The sequence below is a fragment of the Actinomadura verrucosospora genome (assembly GCF_039540335.1).
Taxonomy (GTDB): Bacteria; Actinomycetota; Actinomycetes; order Streptosporangiales; family Streptosporangiaceae; genus Spirillospora; species Spirillospora verrucosospora.
Map to the genome: position 1 here is coordinate 72,141 of NZ_BAABEV010000031.1, position 14,016 is coordinate 86,156.

General features: G+C 71.0%; 15 protein-coding genes and 3 pseudogenes. 10 read left to right on the forward strand and 8 right to left on the reverse strand.

Annotated elements, in window-relative coordinates:
- Window positions 1-182 precede the first annotated feature (182 nt).
- A complete protein-coding gene (locus ABD944_RS28425) occupies window positions 183-515 on the reverse strand; it encodes a hypothetical protein (RefSeq protein ID WP_345181892.1) in 333 nt (110 codons plus the stop codon).
- A 171-nt stretch (window positions 516-686) separates the two neighbouring features.
- Window positions 687-1,753, reverse strand: a pseudogene (locus ABD944_RS42555) (carboxylesterase family protein).
- On the opposite strand from ABD944_RS42555, the gene ABD944_RS28435 reads away from it, so the two are divergent.
- The 3 genes from ABD944_RS28435 to ABD944_RS28445 all read left to right on the forward strand — a co-directional run bounded on the left by ABD944_RS28435 (window position 1,739) and on the right by ABD944_RS28445 (window position 3,747).
- Window positions 1,739-2,968 carry a hypothetical protein gene (locus ABD944_RS28435; RefSeq protein ID WP_345181896.1) on the forward strand — a complete coding sequence of 410 codons (1,230 nt, stop codon included), beginning with the start codon at window positions 1,739-1,741 and terminating at the stop codon, window positions 2,966-2,968. The pseudogene ABD944_RS42555 and the gene ABD944_RS28435 sit on opposite strands and share 15 nt — an antisense overlap.
- 147 nt (window positions 2,969-3,115) lie before the next feature.
- Window positions 3,116-3,415, forward strand: coding sequence for a hypothetical protein (locus ABD944_RS28440; RefSeq protein ID WP_345181899.1), 300 nt, complete (start codon window positions 3,116-3,118; stop codon window positions 3,413-3,415).
- Between the two features lie 26 nt (window positions 3,416-3,441).
- Window positions 3,442-3,747 (forward strand): hypothetical protein, encoded by a 306-nt coding sequence (locus tag ABD944_RS28445; protein ID WP_345181901.1) that lies wholly within the window; start codon window positions 3,442-3,444, stop codon window positions 3,745-3,747.
- Window positions 3,748-3,787: 40 nt separating this feature from the next.
- Here ABD944_RS28445 and ABD944_RS28450 read toward each other — a convergent pair whose 3' ends face one another.
- Complete coding sequence (locus ABD944_RS28450) at window positions 3,788-4,171, reverse strand: peptidase inhibitor family I36 protein (RefSeq protein WP_345181903.1); 384 nt, start codon at window positions 4,169-4,171, stop codon at window positions 3,788-3,790.
- 669 nt (window positions 4,172-4,840) lie between these two features.
- A pseudogene (locus ABD944_RS28455) lies at window positions 4,841-5,125 on the reverse strand (glycosyltransferase family protein); the annotation flags it as partial.
- 877 nt (window positions 5,126-6,002) lie between these two features.
- On the opposite strand from ABD944_RS28455, the pseudogene ABD944_RS28460 reads away from it, so the two are divergent.
- Window positions 6,003-6,152, forward strand: a pseudogene (locus ABD944_RS28460) (type I methionyl aminopeptidase); the annotation flags it as partial.
- 123 nt (window positions 6,153-6,275) lie between these two features.
- On the opposite strand, the gene ABD944_RS28465 reads toward ABD944_RS28460, so the two are convergent.
- The 3 genes from ABD944_RS28465 to ABD944_RS28475 all read right to left on the reverse strand — a co-directional run bounded on the left by ABD944_RS28465 (window position 6,276) and on the right by ABD944_RS28475 (window position 7,996).
- Window positions 6,276-6,443 carry a hypothetical protein gene (locus ABD944_RS28465; RefSeq protein ID WP_258939711.1) on the reverse strand — a complete coding sequence of 56 codons (168 nt, stop codon included), beginning with the start codon at window positions 6,441-6,443 and terminating at the stop codon, window positions 6,276-6,278.
- A 222-nt stretch (window positions 6,444-6,665) separates the two neighbouring features.
- On the reverse strand, window positions 6,666-7,421 hold the full coding sequence (locus ABD944_RS28470) for an MFS transporter (protein ID WP_345181905.1): 756 nt from the start codon (window positions 7,419-7,421) through the stop codon (window positions 6,666-6,668).
- Window positions 7,367-7,996 carry an MFS transporter gene (locus tag ABD944_RS28475; RefSeq protein WP_345181907.1) on the reverse strand — a complete coding sequence of 210 codons (630 nt, stop codon included), beginning with the start codon at window positions 7,994-7,996 and terminating at the stop codon, window positions 7,367-7,369. The genes ABD944_RS28470 and ABD944_RS28475 overlap by 55 nt, the downstream gene beginning before the upstream one ends.
- 15 nt (window positions 7,997-8,011) lie before the next feature.
- On the opposite strand from ABD944_RS28475, the gene ABD944_RS28480 reads away from it, so the two are divergent.
- Window positions 8,012-8,611, forward strand: coding sequence for a TetR/AcrR family transcriptional regulator (locus tag ABD944_RS28480; protein WP_345181909.1), 600 nt, complete (start codon window positions 8,012-8,014; stop codon window positions 8,609-8,611).
- Between the two features lie 12 nt (window positions 8,612-8,623).
- On the forward strand, window positions 8,624-9,358 hold the full coding sequence (locus ABD944_RS28485; RefSeq protein ID WP_345181910.1) for a recombinase family protein: 735 nt from the start codon (window positions 8,624-8,626) through the stop codon (window positions 9,356-9,358).
- 162 nt (window positions 9,359-9,520) lie between these two features.
- On the opposite strand, the gene ABD944_RS28490 is transcribed toward ABD944_RS28485, so the two are convergent.
- Window positions 9,521-10,600, reverse strand: coding sequence for a Gfo/Idh/MocA family protein (locus ABD944_RS28490; protein ID WP_345181911.1), 1,080 nt, complete (start codon window positions 10,598-10,600; stop codon window positions 9,521-9,523).
- A gap of 113 nt (window positions 10,601-10,713) precedes the next feature.
- On the opposite strand from ABD944_RS28490, the gene ABD944_RS28495 reads away from it, so the two are divergent.
- The 4 genes from ABD944_RS28495 to ABD944_RS28510 all read left to right on the forward strand — a co-directional run bounded on the left by ABD944_RS28495 (window position 10,714) and on the right by ABD944_RS28510 (window position 14,002).
- Window positions 10,714-11,292 carry a TetR/AcrR family transcriptional regulator gene (locus ABD944_RS28495; RefSeq protein WP_345181912.1) on the forward strand — a complete coding sequence of 193 codons (579 nt, stop codon included), beginning with the start codon at window positions 10,714-10,716 and terminating at the stop codon, window positions 11,290-11,292.
- A gap of 377 nt (window positions 11,293-11,669) precedes the next feature.
- Entirely contained in the window at window positions 11,670-12,428 is a 759-nt protein-coding gene (locus ABD944_RS28500) for an SDR family oxidoreductase (protein WP_345181913.1), read from the forward strand.
- 36 nt (window positions 12,429-12,464) lie between these two features.
- A complete protein-coding gene (locus ABD944_RS28505) occupies window positions 12,465-12,902 on the forward strand; it encodes a cupin domain-containing protein (RefSeq protein ID WP_345181915.1) in 438 nt (145 codons plus the stop codon).
- A gap of 71 nt (window positions 12,903-12,973) precedes the next feature.
- Entirely contained in the window at window positions 12,974-14,002 is a 1,029-nt protein-coding gene (locus ABD944_RS28510; protein ID WP_345181917.1) for a class I SAM-dependent methyltransferase, read from the forward strand.
- Window positions 14,003-14,016: the final 14 nt, after the last annotated feature.

The window sequence follows — 14,016 nt, forward strand, 5'->3', positions numbered from 1 at the left end:
GGCCCCCGGTGCCGGCGGCGACGTACCCGCGTGGTGTCGTCGATCCGGCGTGGACGGCGGCGCTGAGCTCGGCCCGGAGCCCGATCCAGCGCCCGGTTCGGGCGTGCCAGGCGGTGTGAAACCGGGCGGGTGGATCGCGGTGGGCTCCAGCGTCCGCCCGCCGTCGACCTCGTTGAACCGGGTCATCGGGTGACCGTGACGGCGCCGAGGAGCTGCTTGAACCTCGTCGCGCGGGCGCTGGCGGCCGCCGTCGGGGTGAAGCGGTAGCACGCCACCCGGACGCGGCGCCGCTCGCTGGGGTGGTCGCACAGCCGCCAGTTCGCCACGGCGGCCATGTTCAGGATGACCTCGAAGGCGGGATCGGGTTCGGTGGCGTGCGCCATCACGGCCTCGCGCACGACATCGGCGACGTTTTCATCGGCAAAGTCGGCGAACTCGGGTGTCAGCGACACGACCACCGCGGCGGCGTAGCCAGCGCTCCGGTCGCCGGTCGCGGCACGACGGGGCCAAGCCATCCGGGTCCCCCTTGGTTGAAAGCGACAAGCGGCGGCGTGCCGAGACCAATCCGGCCCGCACCCGCAGGCAGCATCTTGCCGGATACCAACGAGTTATCCGGCACCCGACTCCTAGAGGATGCACCTCACCCTTGGCCGGGCGGGCGGCTCCCGCAGCCAACCCGGAACTTCTTAGCCGTGAATGGACACCCACCTCGGTCTCGGCATGTGGCCTGGGGCACGGTCTGCGGGCTGTGTGTCGGCGCAACAGCCGCCGGGCTCCGAGGACGGCGCCGGTGAGCTGGCCGGTAAGGGCGAGGACGCCCCGCGTAGAGCGGCCATCTGGTCCAGCAGCCCGTTGTTCATGCTCTGGGCGTAAGCGCTGCTGAGCGAGGACACACCCAGCCATCCGAACGGCCCGGCCCGGTACTGGATGGTGATCACCACGGCGTCGCGGCGGGCGAGGGCGGCGCCGTTGTACCAGGGGTCGCGGGCAGAGCCGGAGGTGAAGCCGCCGCCGTGGACGAACACGATCACGGGCTTGTCGCTCGGGTGGAGGGCGTCCACACGTTCGGGGTCAGGCAGTCCTCGGAGGTCGGGGTGCCCTTGGCCATCTCGTGGTCGTCGGGCTCCCGGACGCACGCCGACCCGAATACGGTGGCGTCGCGCGGTTGGGTCCATGTGGCCGGTGGGGCGGGCGGCAGGAATCGCCGGGGGTCGACGGGCGGCGCCGCGTACGGGATGCCTTTGAAACCGACAGGCCCTGTTCGAGGATGCCGGTCACCGGCCCAGCGGCGGTGGTGACCACCAGTCCCCCGGGCATCTGGCCGCGCGGCGGAACCGCCTGGGCGGACCCGGCGGCCGAGACCGCGGCCAGTACCGGCGCCGCGCCCCCGGCGAACACCGAGCGTACCCATGCGGCGTCGAGCCGGGCTCGCCGTGTCGGTCCCGTTCGGGCGTGGTGGCGACACTGGCCGCTTCACCAAAGCTGCATGTGCCCACCCCGGCCGACCGTAGCGCGGGCAGCCGTGGTGGCCCGGCACCCCGCCGCCGACATCAGATAGCCGCCCAGCCGCATCAGGTCCGGTGGGCCGGGACAGTCGTCGCGGCCACACGGCAGGGGCTCGCAGCGCGCCGTTCCACACAATCAGCATTGTGTGATGTGATTCAGGGTTGTCACTATCCGATTCAATCCGACTCAGATCTGATTCTAATCGGATCGGATCGGTTGATAGTCTGAGAGGATGACAAACGATCATGCTGACCGCGAGCGCGCCGCAGCTGGCAGTCCCGAGCCGCTCGATCCGCCCGACGCGCTCGCTGACGCTCCCACCGAGCCGCTCCTGGACGAGCCGCTCCTGGACGGCCCGGTCGACGGTGACGACCTGTCCGCCGCGGCGGTCGCCGAGCGCACCGCCCGCACCGAAGCGGCCGGCCGCCGCCCGTGCGAGCACTGCGGCCGCCCGATCCCGCGCGGCGCCCGCCGAGACGCCCGGTTCTGCAGCACCAAGCACCGCAACGACAACGGCAGGCAGGTGCGCCGCCAGGAGACCGCCGAGCTCGGGCCCGCGCGCACGCTGCGCGCCGAAGCCGCGCTACTGGCCCCGCTGGTCGCCCAACTCGGCGAGCACGCCGGCGCACTGACCGCGCTGCTGAACGGCGCGGTTGCCGACGCGACCAACGACGCAGAGGAGGCGCGTCGCGAGGCGCAGGCCGCGCGCCGCGCTACCGACGAGGCCGGGACCCGCGCCGCTCTCGCCGAGGCCCGCGCCGACGAGGCCGACGCCGCGGCGAAGGAGGCGCGCGCTGACCGGGATGAGAAGGTCGCCGCCGCGCGCCGCGACGCGCGCGAGCAGGTCGCCGACGCGCGAGCCGACGCCGAGCGGGCGTGGCGACAGCAGGGGCAGGCCCAGCGCGCCCAGCAGGCAGCCGAGGAGGAGACCGCCGCGGAACGGCACCTGCGCGAGGTCGCCCAGCAGCAGGCCGTCGAGGCCGGGCGGGAGTGTGCCGAGACCGCCGCGCAGTTGGACGCGGCGCACCAGGAGACCGCGCGACTGCTGGAGGAGCTGCAGGCCGCACGCGCCCAGCTCGCCGAGGAGCAGGCGCGGCACGCCGCCACCGCCGACCGCGCCGATACCGCCGAAGCGGCCCTCGCCGAGACCCGCGACCAGCTCACCGACGCCCAGCGGCAAGGGCGGACCGCGCAGGAGAGCGCCGCGCGCAACGAGCGCGCGGCCGAGGAAGCCGCCGCGGCGGCCGACGCCGCGCTACAGGACGCCGCGCAGGCCCGCGCCGACTTGCAGGCCGCCCGCGCGGCCGCCGACGCGGCGATGAACGAGGTGCGGCGCCAGCTGGAGGAAGCGCGCGCCGAGGCCCGCACGCAGCGCGAACGCGCGGCCGCCGCCGAGCAACGCGCCCAGACCGCAGAACACGCCGCCGAACAGGCCGCGCGCGCGGCGCCCGACGGCCGATGATGGCTGCCTTACCCCGTAAGCCCGCACAGAGACAAGCGGAGGCCCGATGTCCCTCTCCCCTCCCCCGATCGTCCCCTCCCCCGATCGTCCCCGCCTCCCACCGACCCGCCGCTCGGCGCGCTGACCGGGACGGCCGGAGTACCGGAGGTGCCCTGCCCGGACCTGCGCTGCCGGTCCTGCGGTGAGCCGCGCCTGCTGGACGTGGCCAGCGGATGGCTGGCCTGCGGGAACCCGGTTTGCTGCACGTGGCCGGCGGCCAACCAGCTCGTGTGCGTGACCGGCGGGCTGCTGTGGGGGGCGGCCGCGATGGCCCATCGCCGTACGGCGGACCGGCGGTGCGCGCACTGCGGTGACTCGCCCGCGGGGGACGCAGCCCGCTGGGGCGTCTACGCCATGTATGTCGCGATCGCCGTACCGCTGATCTACACGGCCACGCGCTGGGCCTGAGAGTTCCATATCTCAGGGAGACGCACATGATCAGGTGGGCAGGTCTGCTTCTCATCCTGCTGGGTGCCGGGCACACACTCGGCGGCCTGCTACTGACGGCGGGACGCCATGCCGACTCGTGGTTCACCGGTCGGCTGTGGCGGCCGGAGGAGGGAATCACCGACATGAGCTCGGCCATGGCCGCGTTCTGGCTGACGCTGGGCAGCTTTGGCGTCCCGCTCGCCGTGGTCGGCATGATCGTTCTGTGGTTGGACCGCCGAGGCTTGGGGTGGGGGGCGGGTTGGCGTGTTCCGGGCCGTCGTCCCCGGTGCGCGTTCTGCTTGTTCGTCTGAGCGGCCCGGAGACGCCGGACGTCAGCGGGCCGCATGATTCCTAGACGAAACGGAACGATGCGTTGTCGTTCAACGTGTAGTTCAGGTTGCGCCAGCTCTGGTATCCGACCCAGTCGCACGAGCCGTTGTACCACTCGCTGTAGCAGACGTGCACGTTCAGGCCGGTTCTGTTCCACACGGAAGCGGCGTTGTTCTTGACCCCTTGTCCCTGGCCGGGAGCGGGCGAGATGAATCTGTAGGGCGCGAAGTCGCCGACCGGGGCGGAGAAGTCCGACAGGGATCCCCACAGGTTGCTCCCCCAGAAGAAGCAGACTTCGCCGGGTTCGCAGACGCCGTTCTGGGCTGCTGCTTGGGCGGTTCCGGTGACGCCGACCGTAAGAGCGCCGGCGAGCACTCCTACCGCGGCCATGCTGCGCATGCGCATGGGTTTCCTTCTTTCGGGCGTGGTTGTTCGTGGAATCGGATCGGGCCGGGTCTTGCTCGGGGACATCGCGTACGTGTCGACACGAACTGCTAGATCACAAATGGATTGGTGGGCGTTGTCCGACCAGAGGTGATGAGTCCGTTCGTGGTCCCTGCCCGGCGGGTCGGCAACCGGTCTGTCGGGGCTGGTCCATGCCGTGACGGGGCAGGCGGAGGAACGGATTCACGCTGAGCGAGAAGGGGGATTTCGGTTGCGACTGCTGTGGATTTTGAGACACGTCACACTGCACTGTCAATAGTAAGCCGCAAAGGATCAAGAAGTTCTCGCCGGTCAGGGCTGTGCGAGCTTCTCGGCCCTGCCGCTGCGGCGCGAGCGATGGCGCGCCGCCCCCATGTCGACGGTCACGCTATAAAGCCAGGTCATAGGCCCGTGAGCTGTGACGAGCGGGTCCCGGCGCCGCATCGCCTCGCTGGTCGAGCGGCCCCCCACCCAGGTCGAGAACCGCGTCCTCGCCGAGCTCGCGGGAACGTCTTCGACCGCTGACCCGCCTCTTGCCTCGAACCCTTGGGGCAGGCCGTCCACCACCGTGACGGGGTTGACGGGCCGGCCGCCTGAGGGGCCTTCTTCTTCCGGTTGGCGGCCTGGTCCCTCTTCTCGGGAATGACTCGCGGTCTTCGCCCCGAAACCCGCGGCGAGCGGGAACGCGGCGTCGAACGCGGCGCGGGTCAGGCAGTGCTGCCCGTTCAGCGGCGCGGTGGCCTCCCAGCCGGCGGCGCGGCGGATCCCTTTGCGCGACAGCCGCACCACGAACCCGTGCCCGCCGAGCTTCACGGTCGCGCTGAACACGGCGATCGTCATGTCGGCCTCGCCCGCCCGGACCAGCTCGACCAGCGGCGCGGCCTCGCGCGCGGTCTCGGCGAGGTCGGCGTCCAGGAAGAGCAGGTGGCGGGGCCTTAGCCTGGGGCGGTGGCCGCTCTGGTGATCTCGCCGGCCGGTACGGGGACGCGTTCGCCGCCCTGGATCCGTGCCAGGCGGGGCTGATGGGGATCGCCGGGCAGGACGCGCGGCTGACCGCGGAAGAACGCCGACACCGAACGCCGGAACCGCGCTTGCGACGCCGCACTCCGCCGTCGGGGGGAGAACATGCCGCTGTCGGTGTCGAGCCGCAGGTGTAGGTCCGGCCGGACGAGGTCGACGGTGCGGCGGCCCGCATAGCGATCCACACACTCGGCCACGGACACACGCTGAACATCGGCAGGACGCACCGCCTGCCCGCCCGCGAGACATTCGAGCACTGGCGCGACAGCGGCGCCGGGGACGAGTGCGGCGGGGATGATCTGGGCTTCGTAGTGCTCGCGCTGGGGTACGGGGTCGCCGAACCAACTGTGACGCCGTTGTGCGGACGTGGAGGTGGGGGTGGCCGAGGTGGGGCGGTGTGGATCCGCGGACGAACTCGCTGATCTGGTCGAACAGTGCCCTCTCCCCCATGTTCTCCTGTACCCGCCCGGCCTCGCCCAACGCCGCTGGCTGCCAGCGGCCCGCGCCGCCGCGGCGGCCCAGCGGGACTGGGTGGCCCGCACCTACGAGGAGCGCGGCGCGGGAGGTAGCGGAGGCCGACGTCGGCGAGGCGGTGCAGGAGGCGGTGGGCGGCGGGGGGGGCCGGGCGTCGCCGGTGGCGAAGAACTGTTCGGCCGAATGACCGACCTTCCCTCCCCGCTGATTGGCCGTGCTGGAGGGCCACATCGGACCCCCCGTGAGCAGTGACGATGACCCTCCGCCCAACCTGGAGGACAAGTCGCTGCCGCTCGCGATGCGCCGCTAGGCCGGCGCGGAGCCGTGGGTCATGGCGGACACCACCGAGCTCGTCGCCGACGCCGACGGGTGGACGCTCCGGAGCGCGACGGGCTGCCGCACGGCCCACAGCGAGCACACGATCGCCATCACCGACGACGGCGCCGAGATCCTCGCCCTCCCGAAGTAGGGGGTGCCGCCGACGGAGACCGGCACCGGGCGAGCAGTCCACTGCAGATGGCCGGTCCGCACCCTCGAAAGCTTCGAGGGTGCGGACCAGCCCTGTGTTCGGAGAGCTCCGACCTCAGCGGGTCTACCGGCCGAGGTCGACGGCGCGTCCCGTGCCGGTCGTGGGGTCGCCCACAATGGCCCGGGTGACACCGTCCTCACCGACGGTGACTCCCGTCACCACCACTTCACCACTGGCGGCGGCCAGGGCTCCGGCCTCATCCAGCGGCTGGACAGGTTCCCTACGCGTCATGATGTTCCTCCTGGAGGTTCTGCTTTGCCGCGCGTTGACGCGACCCGATGCCGAGCACCGGCCTCTTACACCGTGCACGGCTGACCGGGACCGGCAACGGCATCGCGCCCGAGGGCATGGCCGAGCGGCTCCGGGCGACCGTGCGCCCCGCGCGTCACCCCTGCCCGTGTTCCGACGCGATCCCGACCACCCGGCTGGACTTGGACCCCCGCGCCCTGTTCCCTACTTCTCCTGATCGGTGGCCGGTTCAACGGATCCCGACGTGAACCAGAACCCGCTGGCTATGAGTACGGCTGCCGCCGCGATTCCCGTCGCCCACCAGAACAGCGACGAGATGGTGTCGCCCGGGCGTCCGTTGCCTGAGGTGAACGGAATGAGCAGCACGGCGAGCCCGATAGTGCCGCCAACGGTCAGCGCGGCCTGCAAGATGCCCGCGGTGACGCCCGCGTCCTCGGGACGGGTCGTCGACAGGATCGTCATGTTGACCGGGACGATCGCCAGGCCGATGCCGACGCCGAGCGCGACAATCGGGGGCAGAACGTCGGCCGCGTACGAACTGCCGGCGTCCAAACGGGTGAGCCACAGAACGGCGGCCAGGACCACCACGAGGCCGAGCACTCCGCGGATCTTGAGGGGTATGCCGGACAGGTATTTGGTGAACACCTGCACGGTGAGCAGAATGCCCAGCCCGAACGGCAAGATCGCAAGGCCGCGTTCCAGGGGGCCGAAGCCGAGAACGACGTTCAGATACTGGACCTCGTAGAAGAGGAAGGCGGTCAGGACGGCGGCGAGCAGCATCAGGCCCAGGAAACCGCCGACGCGCTCGCGGTGTGCGAATACCCGCAGGGGCAACAGAGGTTCGCCGGACCGGGAGTCGACGGCGAGCAGCGCCAGGACAAGCACGACGGTGGCGCCTAGCGAGATCAGCGTCCCAACGTCGTCCCAGCCGCGCTCCGCGGTCCGGACGAGTCCGTACACCAGGGCGACGAGCGCTCCGGTGACCAGGAGGGCGCTGGGCGCTCCGAAGGAGCGGCGGGTGGCGGGGCCTCGCTGCGGGCGAGGACCTTGGCGGCGATCAGGACGATGGCCAAGGCGACGGGGACGTTCACCAGGAGCGTCCACCGCCAGTCTCCCGCCCAGGTCAGGACGCTGCCGAGGATCATGCCGGCGGCGGCGCCGAGGCTGCTGACGGTGGCGTACAGGCCGAACGCCTTCTGCTGTCGTTCCCCCTCGAACTCGATGGTCAACAGGGCGAGACCGGTGGGTCCTGCGATGGCGGCCCCTGCTCCTTGCAGGGCGCGTCCGACGAGCAGTACAGGGAAGTTGGGTGCGAGCCCGGCGAGCAACGACGAGGCGCCGACCAGACTGACCCCGAACAGGAAGACTCGGCGGTGTCCGAGTACGTCACCGAGGCGTCCGGCGAGTAGGAGCAGGCCGCCGAAGGCGAGGAAGAAGCTGTTGAGCACCCAAGAGGCGCTGGTGACGCCGAGGTCCAGGTCGGTCTGGGCGCCGGGCAGCCCGACGTTCATGATCGTGCCGTCGAGCTGGAGCATGAACTCGGAACGGTCATGGAGCCGACGGCGCCCTACATCGCCCAGCGCCCCAAGCGCGCGGATGGTCGGCGCAATTACGACGCGATCCTCGCCGCCGCCCGCAAGGCCTTCGCGGCCTCCGGGTCCGACGCCTTCCTCGAGGACATCGCGGCGCAGGCAGGCGTGGCGATCGGCACGCTCTACCGGCACTTCCCCACGCGGGCCTCCCTCGTCGAGGCCGCCACCAGGGACGGCCTCGATGCGCTCATCGCCGAGGCCCGCACGCTCGCCGACGCGAGGGATCCGCTGGATGCCCTCACCCACTGGATGCGCAGTGCCGTGGTCCACATCAGCACCTTCCGTGGCCTGGTCGGCATCCTCACCGAGGCGATGTACGACGAGGGCACCCCGTCGCACGTGGCGTGTACGGCGATGCACCGTTGCGGCACCGATCTACTACGCGCCGCTCAGGACGCGGGCCGAGTGCGAGCCGACCTCACGCCCGACGAACTGTTCGATCTCCTGACTGCGGCCGGTTGGGTGCGCGAGAACTCGACGCCGGGCAGGGACGCGAGCGTCCGGCTCCTACAGCTGATGCTGGAGGGAGTGGTGACCGGCGACGCGCATCGGCACTAATTAGATGCAGTAGTGACACGCGCGGTGCAGATCTCGCCCGTGCCCCCGGATCTCGACGGATACCAACGGTGCGACTCAACCCTCCTGGAGGGAGGCTCGTCCCACGACCCCACCCTGCACAAGGACAAGCGTATTCAGGCGCAACTTTCGGTACGCGCCGCGGCTCTCACAAATGGTCGAATTCTGAGAAGCGCCCGCTCAGCAGGCCGACAGAGCGCAACGCGGGGCGGATCTCGTCTCAGAATTCGTTCTCACGCGGTTGGTGCCGGGAACGCGCGCGAGAAGGTCTTCGCCGAGAAAGTCTCCACCCGCGTGCGGATCCGCCCCGAGTTCGAAAACGCCCTGGAAGCGTGCCGGCAGATCAAGGCGCGCGCCCCACACTGCCGGGTCATCCTCACCGTGTACGAGATGAAGCGGCTCGGCCGCGACTCCGCCGAACTGACCGCACTCGCCGACCACCTCACCGCACACGGCATCGCCCTGGAAATGCTCGCCGGCCCACTGACCGGGACCTACGACCCATCCGGCACCGGCCGGGTTCTGTTCGCGTTCTTCGCCGCGATGGCCGAAGAGGACATGCTGCACACCGTGCTCCGCCGCCGCTTCCGCGGCGAATCCGTCGAAGACATTCGGTCAGACCTGATCATCCCCACCGGCAAACGCAAAGGGCAAAGCCCGAGCCCTGCCAGCATCTACCGAGCGCTGGCCGAACACGACAAGCGCCAGCGCCACCCCGAGACGGTGTAACAAGCCCACGCCAACTTCACCGCCCTACAGGCCCACACCTGACCGGCATCTACGAGAGACCACGGCAGGTTTCTGGCGTATTCCGGTCCCGTCCCTACGAAGAACTCCGCGCCGTCGGGATCGGGCATCAGCGCCCAGCCGCCGTTGCCAGTGCCGGGTGAGTTAGGAGATTTCCTGGGCGGTTCCATCGGCTGCCGACCGTTCGATGGCGGCGAGGAGCCGGTGGTGCCGCAGGGCTGTCTCGAAATTGGGGTGTGGCTGCCGGTCTTCTTCGATGGCCCGGGCGACCTCCTGGTAGAGGGCCGCGATGTTGGCCGGCGGGCCGGACCGGATGCCGGCGGGGACAGTGCGATAGGTGTCGGGCACCGCGAGTACGTCGTCCCCGATCCTGATGTTCCAGTCGTTCCAGTGGATGTACGTCTCGCGCTGGGCCGGAGTGGCGGTCAGTGTTGCGTCGCTGCCGACGAGTTTGAGCGCGAACGCGTCTTGGATGGGTCCGTTGCCGCCGTGAATGGCGACGGAGGCGGTGGCGCCGCTGGTCAGCAGTCCGTGCAGCAGCACGTGGCTGGGCGTGAAGTTGGGCGCGGTCTGTTCCGTCCCGGCGACCCGCACGCGGTCGTGCGTGCGGGGCAGCCGTGCCGAGACCTCGGCCAGCGGTCCCGCGACCCGTTCGAGTGTGGCCAGAAAGTGGCCGGCCATGATGGTCAGGATGTTGGTTCCCTCTGAGGGGTCGAGGCCGAACACCAGGTTCGGCCAGATTTGACTGCCGCCCCAGGGTGCACCCTCGGCCACCAGTGCGACCGATTCGAGCGTGCCGATCCGGCCTTCGGCCAACAGGTCGGCGGCAAAGCGCACGCTCGGCGAGTGGTGCCCCTGGAGGACGACCGCATGGATAACGCCTGCGGCAGTGGCGGCCTCGGTCAACTCGCTCGCTTCGTCGGCGTCGACACCCAACGGCCACTCGGACACGACGTGCTTGCCGGCCTTGAGCGCGGCCCTGATCACGGCGGCATGCCCGGACGCCTTCACCGAGACGACGACCAGGTCGACCTCGGGGTGCTCGGCGAGCTCGCCCGCGTCGGCGAAGGCGTGCCGCACGCCATGGGCGGCGGCCGCCCGGTCCGCGCTGGCCTGATTGGTGGTCGCGACCGCGGTCACCTCGAACTCCTCAAGCGCGGCCAGTGCGGGTAGGTGCGAGCCGTCCGCCCAACCGCTGGCCCCGACAACTCCGACTCGGATCATGCGTCACCCTTCAGTTATGTACCTTGCGGTATGAAACTAGAACAGTGCGACGCTCTCACGCAAGAGGTAACGTACCGAAAGGTATAGAACTGGGTGAGAGTAGGGAGGACGGCATGCCCGGCGGACGCCCACGCTCGTTCGACGCAGACGCCGCACTTGACCGCGCGCTGGAGGTGTTCTGGCGGCATGGCTACGAGGGCACCTCGCTGACCGACCTGACCGCCGCGATGGGCATCAACAAGCCCAGCCTCTATGCCGCCTTCGGCAACAAGGAAGAACTGTTCGCCAAGGTCCTGGCCCGCTACCTCGGCGGCCCCGGCGCCTACACCGCCGACGCGCTGGACGCTCCCACCGGCCGCGAGGTCGTCGAGCGGCTGATCCGCGGGGCGGTGAAACTGACCGCGGGCGAGCACACGCCCCACGGCTGCCTGTGCGTCAACAGCGTGCACGCCCGCGGCCCGGAGGCGCACACCGTACGCCAGGACGCCGTCGCGGCGCGCAAAGCCGGTGAGGCGGCGCTGCGCAAGCGGCTGGAGCAGGCCGCCGACCTGCCCTCCCACTACGAACCGGCCACCCTGGCCGCCCTCGTCCACACGATCTCCGACGGCATCGCCGTCCAGGCGGCAGCCGGCCGCAGCCACGACGAGCTACAGCAGATCGGCGACCTGGCGCTGCGCGCCCTGTTGGACTGAGAGCCCTCAGACGCCGCCGCTCCACGTCTCGAGGCCTCGCTCCGCTCACCTGTTCGTCACCCGCACCGGCCGGCGCGTCGACGACCAGGGGAAGACCTGTAGGAACGGGACGAGCCCAGACGGGGCGTGCCTGCTGTGCGGCTCGTCGACCGCGCGGTTATCCGGATACGGCATGCGGCGCCTGCTCGTGGCACGGTCTCGCTTCCGTCGTCGCATGGGCTCGTCCGGCTGCGGAGGCGAGCGAGGGACCGGGCTTGTGACGGCCGCGTCGGGCGGGCTCCGGAAATCTTCGCGGGAGCTGTCACAGCCCGGGTGAGTGCCCTGTCTTAGCTGTCGACCGGGCTGTGACCGACGGCCCGGCGGACAGGAGGGCACTCATGAAGATCGTGGTTATCGGCGGCACCGGCCTGATCGGTTCGAAGGCCGTGGAGATGCTCCGCCAGCACGGGCACGAGGCGGTGCCGGCCGCGCCGAACACGGGCGTGGACACGCTCACGGGCGAGGGACTGGCCGAGGTGCTGGAGGGCGCGTCCGTGGTCATCGACGTGTCCAACTCGCCGTCCTTCGAGGACGCGGCGGTGCTGAACTTCTTCACGACCTCGACCGGCAACCTGCTTGAGGCGGAGAAGAAGGCGGGCGTGGGCCACCACGTCGCGCTGACGATCGTGAACACCGACCGGCGGCCCGACATCGGCTACTTCCGGGCGAAGGTCGCGCAGGAGAAGCTGATCGAGGAGTCGCCGATCCCGTTCTCGCTGATCCACGCGACGCAGTTCTTCGAGTTCGGCCGCCGGATCGCCGACGAGGCCGCCGCCGGCGGCGACACGGTCCCGATGCCGCCGGTGCTGTTCCAGCCCATCGCGGGCGAGGAGGTGTCCCGGACGGTCGCGCGGACCGCGGCGGGCGCGCCGCTGAACGGCCGCCTCCAGATCGCCGGCCCCGAGGTGTCGCGGATGGACGAGTTCTTCCGCAAGGCGCTGGCCGCGTGGGGCGACCCGCGCGAGGTCGTCACCGACCCGCACGCGCACTACTTCGGCGCCGAGATGCACGAGCGCGACCTCGTTCCGGACGAGGGCGCCGCGACCCTCGGCGAGATCACATACGTCGACTGGCTGGCCGCGAACCCCGTCAAGTGACCCCCGTCCGCACCGACGAGACTAGGAGGCACCACCATGCCCGGCCCTGACGCCACCGCCGCCGAGCCGAAGCCCAGATCGACCGCGTGGCAGACCGCGCTCACCACCGTCCAGGAGGTCGAGTCGCCCTTCATCCCGGCCGGCGCGCACGCCATGACCGTGGTCATCGAGTACCCGCCCGGCGACCCCGGCGCGCCGCCGCACCGGCATCCCGGCCCGGCGTTCGGCTACGTGCTGGAGGGCGAGATGCTGATGGAGCTCGAAGGGCAGGCGCCCCGGCCCGTCCCGGCCGGTGAGGCGTTCTGGGAGCCCGGCGGCGACGTCATCCACTACCAGGACGGCAACAACCGCGACGACATGCCGGTCCGGTTCGTCGTCACCATGTTCTGCGAGCCCGGCAAGCCGATGCTGACCCTCGTGGACGAGACCGAGCTCGCCGAACGCGCACACCTGCGGGTCTCCGAAGATTCCTGACCATCCGCGAGATGCCTGTCGTCGGGCCGTCGGAGAACCGCCGCGTCCGATCCGTACTTGGGAGACTCCTCATGACCGCATCGGCGATGGTCGCCGAGTTCGATGACGTCGCCGGGTGGACCGCCGACGCCATCGAGCGGCTCGGGGAGCGGTACGCGATCCCGGCCGCGTGCCGCGGCAGCGCGAACCCGACGGCGTTGGCCTGGCTGGCGGAGGCGTGCGAGCTGAAGCCCGGATCGGTTCTGCTGGACGTGGGCGCCGGCGTCGGCGGCCCGGCGGCCTGGGCGGCGGAGCGGTTCGGCGTCCGGCCGATCCTGCTGGAGCCGATGCCGGCCGCGTGCCGCGCCGCGGCCCGGCTGTTCGGGCTGCCGGTCGTCACGGCGGACGGCGCCCGGATCCCTCTGCGGGCCGGGTCGATCGACGCCGCCTGGTGTCTGGGGGTGCTGGACACCGTCCGGGACAAGGCCGCGGTCCTCCGCGAGATCCACCGGGTGCTGCCGCCCGGTGCGCCGCTGGGGCTCCTGGTCATCGTCGCCCGGGACCCCAGGGTCCCGGGCCCGGAGGGCAACCTCTTCCCGACCCGGCGGGCGCTCGCCGGTCTGCTCGACGCCGCGGGCTTCGAGGTGGTCGAGCAGACCGACCGGCCAGGCGACGCGCCGCTGTCGTGGACGCGACGCGTCGAGCGGGTCGCCGCCGCCGTCGCGGGCCGGCACCGAGCCGACCGCGCCCACGCTCTGGCCGCCCGCCAGAGCGAGACCTTCACCCGCCTGTTCGCCTCCGGGCAGATCTCCGTGCGGCTGGTCCACGCGACCAGGCGTCCGGCCGGGCGGCCATCCGAACGATCCGCGCATGGAGGACCGATGAGCACCCCGACCGGCGACGAGTTCGAGATCGAGTTCGAGGCGGAGGTCGAGGCCGAACTGGAGCTGGCCAAGGCGAGCGACCCGGCGCGGGTCGCGGCGCAGCCGGTCTCCGAGTGGCTGTTCGACCCAGCCGAGGCCGAGGCGGAGGAGGTCGAGCTCCGCAACCTGCTCGGCGCGGCCGAGGAACTGGAGTCCGGTTTCCGGTCCTGGGGGCACGGCCCCGGCGAAGGCGCCTGACCCCTGCCCCACCT